Origin of the sequence: Psychrobacter sp. JB385, assembly GCF_900163785.1 — a bacterium.
Taxonomy (GTDB): Bacteria; Pseudomonadota; Gammaproteobacteria; order Pseudomonadales; family Moraxellaceae; genus Psychrobacter.
In genome coordinates this window covers 1-5,699 of record NZ_FUKN01000007.1, presented here as the reverse complement: position 1 = coordinate 5,699, position 5,699 = coordinate 1, and the positions used below count along the sequence as shown (strand labels likewise).

The window sequence follows — 5,699 nt, the reverse complement described above, 5'->3', positions numbered from 1 at the left end:
TATTCGAATGGGTAAGTAAACGTATTCGAATGGGTAAGTAAACGTATTCGAATGGAGGTTTCAGACCTTTAGTAGCAAGGGATACAGAGGGCTTAAAAGCATTTAAAAGCATTTAAAAGCATTAAAAGCATTTTTTTTATTTTTTACTAATGAAAAAGACAAAAGAAAAAAGCATTAGTTACCACAAAATATTTGGATTTTTTATGCCTTCTTGGATCAGATGATTGATCAACTCTTTCTTTCTAGTTTGTTCATCAATTTATTTTTTACCTTAGTAATAAGCTATAGAAACCGCTCTATCTGTCTATAGGATTAGATTTAATAGCATTAAATATCTATTTTGATAGATACCTAGCTTTTTCATATTTAACCCTCTCTACAGCGATTCTACGGCTTTCTAGCTGCATTGCCTCATTTACTCTAGCAATTTCCTCTTGATTTAACCCTTCAGTCGCCAGTAAGTAAGGCTCAACACGTTTTTTAAGGGTGTCATAGCTCGCTTCCGCAACGCTTTTATCCAATCTAGCTTTCTCATAGTCCATTAGGATGCTGTTAGCAGCCTTCACAGTCGGTTCTATTTGCTCAATAACGGCTGCTGTGACCTTTTCCCTATACCGAGCCTTGCTTTCAAACATTTCAGGCTTAGGTGATACGGTTTCGATACTAAAATCTCTCGCGTGATTGATGTCATGGTAATACTCCTTGATGCTGGTATGCTTGGCTTTAGAGCCTTCTTTACCCCTCGTTAACCCTAAATCAGCGACCGTATTGGCAAAATCGGTTTGCATCTTGTTTAATTTAGCCCTTCCACCTAGAAAATCCTTACAGTTGAGCTTACCTCTTTGGTCAATAGGAACTACATAAGCGACTAGGTGCGGTGTGCTTATGTCCCGATGAATACTCATACTCGCAATGTTTTCTTCCCCATGCTTATCCATGAGCCACTGAGCAGATCGTTTAAAAAATTCTCCTTCTTGGCTTTTTCCCCAGCCTTCCCATTCAGGACTGGCGGTTATTAAATACTCGATACATAGCACCGCATCAGAGCGTCTTTTTTCAGGGAGCCGGTCTTTTATTGCCTGTTTGACGGCTTCAGGGGTAGCAACGCTATGATAATTTTTAGGGGTGAGGTTGGGGTCAGTATTGGGCGTTTCTATCGTTCGGTAGCTGTGTGCAAGACTGCCACCAATGTTGCCCATCGTCTTCAATTTCGCCGTCCTCAAAATTGCATAGTTCATTGCCACTTTTTCCTGATAATTAGGTGTTATTTCACTAAAGTGTACTTACTACACCATAATTTCACCCGTTACGAAAGCGTAATTTTTACGGCAAAAGGCAGTAAAAAAGGGCTGTTTTTCACTGTTTTTCAACTTGGCTGTTTACAGATTGTAAACGCATTTTTTCTTTTTAAATCAATACCTAAGAGCGATTTTGTTTGCACTTTGTATACACCTGAATTTCAATAAACCTAACAATATCAGCTATTTGGCAGTCCCTTTAGGGTGCGTAAGGTGTAGTCATTAAATTAGGTAAAAAATGACGGGTCTTTTATCTGTCGTAAAATCTGCTACAAAAAAGGGCTTATAAGAGCGTTACTTCTCGTTTTTCACTGGCATAATCTTAGGCTGGTACAAACAACTTATTCACCTAAAAAAATTATCTGTCGCTACAGATAATTCTAGTAACGGAGTGATTTATGAGCATGATCGGTGTATCAGTAGCTAGCAGTAAAAGCCTTCAGCTTGAAGCTACCCAAGAAGCCTACGATAGAGCTATCGTAAAGCTTAATTTGCTTTTGATTGACGATAAGACGCATGAGAAAGCCGTTAGGACAAAGCTGTTTGAAGTCATGGATGAAAGGAATGAGCTAGGAGATTATTCGACTTCTGAGCTGTATATTATGCAAAAAAGCATTGAAGAGATGGTTTATGACTTTCTTACTGGGTTGAACGAGCAGGCTGTCGTTGTCTAGATTAGTAAGGAGCACAGAATGACAAATCGATTTATGTGGCTGTACTTATCGCTTATATTAGGAGTACATATATAAGCGATAAGTAATACTATGAGTACGACTAATTATAATATTCGTCTTGATCAAGAATTAAAAGAAAAGGCGTTTTCGGTGCTTGAGGGCTATGGTTTAACACCTTCTCAGGCGATTAAGTTATTTTTGAATCAAGTGGCAGAAACCAATAGCGTACCGCTGTCTTTTGATTACCAGGCAATACTTAGCACTAATACACTAAAAAAATCTAGCGGCAACCATCGTAGCCAAAATAAAGATTAAACCACAAACCCCAATTGCTCGTAGAAAGAATCTTTTATCATCCATGATCAAACCCCTAATGTTTGTTTTAGTACATATACACCTTACTCCTTTCTTACTGTAAGAGTCTCGAATTATGTAACACGTGTACACTGATATGCCAAATGATTAGAGAAAAGTCGGTTTAGAGTGGTTCCTTAATAAAAGTCTAAATAGGGTAGTCTTTTAATCGTTTAGAGGTGTAATAGACTGGTTCCACTAGGGTATACCCCAAGGGAACCAGTTATTTCACCCTTCAAACCTATTAACAGACTACTTAAAACAGACTGCTATAATGGAACCACTTATAACAGACTATTTTAGGTGTTTATGTTTATTAGAGCGTATCTACGAGCGTCTACCAAAGAACAAGACGCTAAGCGTGCCAAAAGCGAACTCATAGCATTTGCCAACGATCATGGCCACAAAATTGCCGCCTTCTATGTCGAAAACGAATCAGGAGCTATCTTGGTGCGACCCAAGCTTATGCAGTTGATTGAAGACGCTCATAAGGGCGATGTTATCTTAGTTGAGCAAATTGATCGCTTAGCGCGTTTGAACCAAGCTGATTGGGATACTCTCAAAAGAATGCTATCAGAAAAAAAGCTATCTATCGTATCAAAAGAGCTGCCGACCTCCTATATGGCCCTTCAATCTGAAAGCAGCACTGAATTTATGAGCAGTATATTGCAGGCTATCAACTCAATGATGCTGGATATGCTCGCCGCCATTGCTCGAAAAGACTATGAGGATCGCCGTAACCGTCAAATGCAAGGTATTGCTCGTGCTAAGTTAGAAGGTAAGTATTCAGGACGTAAGAAAGATACCGAAAAGCGCAAGATCATCGCTAGTCTACTCAAATCAGGTCATAGCTATTCTGATATTCAAAAAATGGCCAATTGCTCACGGCATCTGATCGCTGATGTGGCCAAGGAAATATCGAAACTGATCACTGCTCATTGAGTGGTTCCACTACAGCAGTCTACTATGAGTAGTCTATTAATTGATTAATGAGCCTTTTTAGATGGTTCCGCTGGGATATACTCAAAAAATAAATCCTTTAAACGATAAATCATCTATTAACAGTCTGGCTGTTCAAAAACTTGATTTTAAATCCATAGGCCTAGTTGTATGGCGTTTTGCCATATATTTGCCCAGTAAGGGTAAGCAAAACATTGGTAATTGAAAAGCACCCAGTAACGGTAGAAACACCGCACCCATAAAGGGTACAGTTATGGTGTAAGAAAGTAATACATTGCGTCCGCCACATACCAGCGCCGCGACAATAGCATTCTCATAGCCAAAACGCCGATATATTATATAAGCGGTAAAATAAAACACCAATGCCAATACCGAACTTAGCACTAGTAATAACAACGCTTGCCAGGGATTATGGTCAAACGTAGTACGAAATCCTGCCATCAGTCCCAGTGGAAACAACATCAGCAGTAAAATATTAAACTGCCCAATTTTGGGATAATAACGTGACAAAATAGCAGGTGGAACAAACCGACGCACTCCCACAGCTAGCACCATTGGCATGAAAATATAAACTAACAAGCGTTTGACATAAAGACCAACGTCTAAATTCGAACTTTCATCGCCTAATAGCCATAATACGCCTAATAATGTACAGGGCATAACGAGCGTAGCAGCGATAGTTTTTGCCGTCGCCAGTTGTGCATCAAATCCCACCGCATTGACCAACGCACCACTACCGAATAATGGGGCAGTGGCACCAAGACCTGCAATCGCCAATAGCCAATCGCCACGTACAACGAGTGCATAAGCAATTACTATTAAAGCTAGACTCATGCCCCCGCTTTGTAACAAGGCAAAAACCCATACATAGCTTGTCGCTATACGCTTTAAAAGTGCATATTGGTCAATGCCTAGTAAAGTAAAAAACATCAAGAAGAACAATATTTGGGGTAAATATACCAATACTGCATTGGATAAGTTTGGAAAAACAAAGCCCATAATTGCACAAACTGGCATAATTAATGTGCTATGGCGCGCAATAAAACTAAGAAGCATGGCCTTTCCTAATAAAAAATGTTTTTTTGATACATATGCTGAACCACGCTGGGATTGTTTGATATCCAACAATCTTAGAGAGTATTAAAATTCCGAGGTGTCTCATATACCTACCACATTGATGACTGTATAGCGCATCGATCACAGATAGAATATGTATGGTAAGTACACCACGAAGTACACTGTGACTGTTTTAGCGAGTTAAAACGTTGATACCATTAGCCGACAGCTTAATATTCAAGTCCTCACTAGGGAACCGAACCCATCTAACACACTCATAAGACCTAGTATTCAAGATACTCTCTGATGGGACGTTTATTAAACTGTGTAGGGTCTTTTTTAAGGCGGTTAACCATTTCAAACTCCCATTCTTGCTGTGACTGCCCAGCTGGGCTAGTTGGGCTTACTAAATGATTGTATTCCGCCATAAAAGCAGGGTTACGAGCAATTCGCCCTAGCTGCTTATCATTCAATCCATCGACCGTAAACATATCTCCTGTACTAACGTCGCGCTCCTTATTAACTACATCCGTCTTAGCTTTTGGCTTTTCATAAACAGTAAAACTAAATCCTGCAATTTTGCGACCTTTTTTCTTTTGAGTGTAACTAACATTGAGATCTGATTTTTCGTTTATCTCTTCAACAGCAAGGTTTAAGACCCTTTTTTTGAAGTTGCTCATAGTTTGATATTCATCATCTTCAACTCCAAGCTGACCTCTAAATTTCTCCAATTCAAAAACAGGTGTTTTTTTGGCTTGCTTCCATTGAACCAGCAGCTCATAGAGCCTTACTGAATAATTACTATCCATTTCAGCTGTTTGTTCTAGTAAATATTTAGTAAAAAACTCTTCAGCCCCATCAATCCGAGTAATTCCTTGTACTACAGCTGGAGTAAATACAACTTCAATCGCTCCTTCGTCATCTAAATATCTAACTTGGGATAACCAACGAGATTTAACTAACTTACCTTCATCATCAACATAGCTAAAGCGTCTGTTAAATAGCGTATCTTCAGCGTCCTTCATCATTAGATAACCGTTTTGGCGAGTGGTATTAAAAACTTCAGCATATCTTTTAGCATCAATACGAAGTGGTATCTCTGCACTCAACCCTGTACCAGTTTCTCTAGCGTCTACAACGGCTAACTGCACAATGCGTATTTCTGATAGTTTTAGATTTTGTAGTACGGTGTTTAGATAGTTGGTTTTCACCACTAAATTAGATTTAGACATAATAACCTTCATAATTGAATACTTATATTTAATTGTATCTTTGAATACTTTTTTATTCAAGTATTCAAATGGTAAGTAAACGTATTCGAATGGGTAAGTAAACGTATTCGAATGGGTAAGTAAAC

Annotated in this window: 6 protein-coding genes; 3 read left to right on the top strand and 3 right to left on the bottom strand. The window is 38.9% G+C overall.

Annotation, left to right across the window (positions count from 1 at the left end; all coding sequences use genetic code 11):
• Positions 1–335 precede the first annotated feature (335 nt).
• Complete coding sequence (gene mobV / locus CZ794_RS03715; protein WP_087040290.1) at positions 336–1,238, bottom strand: MobV family relaxase; 903 nt, start codon at positions 1,236–1,238, stop codon at positions 336–338.
• 458 nt (positions 1,239–1,696) lie between these two features.
• Between mobV and CZ794_RS03710 the strand changes: the two genes are divergently transcribed.
• The 3 genes from CZ794_RS03710 (at position 1,697) to CZ794_RS03700 (ending at position 3,268) form a co-directional block, all read left to right on the top strand.
• Complete coding sequence (locus CZ794_RS03710; RefSeq protein ID WP_087040289.1) at positions 1,697–1,972, top strand: hypothetical protein; 276 nt, start codon at positions 1,697–1,699, stop codon at positions 1,970–1,972.
• A gap of 90 nt (positions 1,973–2,062) precedes the next feature.
• Complete coding sequence (locus CZ794_RS03705) at positions 2,063–2,287, top strand: type II toxin-antitoxin system RelB/DinJ family antitoxin (RefSeq protein ID WP_087040288.1); 225 nt, start codon at positions 2,063–2,065, stop codon at positions 2,285–2,287.
• A 348-nt stretch (positions 2,288–2,635) separates the two neighbouring features.
• Complete coding sequence (locus CZ794_RS03700; protein ID WP_087040287.1) at positions 2,636–3,268, top strand: recombinase family protein; 633 nt, start codon at positions 2,636–2,638, stop codon at positions 3,266–3,268.
• 132 nt (positions 3,269–3,400) lie between these two features.
• Here the strand turns inward: CZ794_RS03700 and CZ794_RS03695 are convergent, their stop codons facing one another.
• Positions 3,401–4,342 carry a lantibiotic ABC transporter permease gene (locus CZ794_RS03695; protein WP_087040286.1) on the bottom strand — a complete coding sequence of 314 codons (942 nt, stop codon included), beginning with the start codon at positions 4,340–4,342 and terminating at the stop codon, positions 3,401–3,403.
• Positions 4,343–4,626: 284 nt separating this feature from the next.
• Positions 4,627–5,699, bottom strand: a 1,073-nt coding sequence (gene repM / locus CZ794_RS03690; protein WP_306298347.1) for a replication initiation protein RepM, incomplete at its 5' end; no start/stop codon positions are given.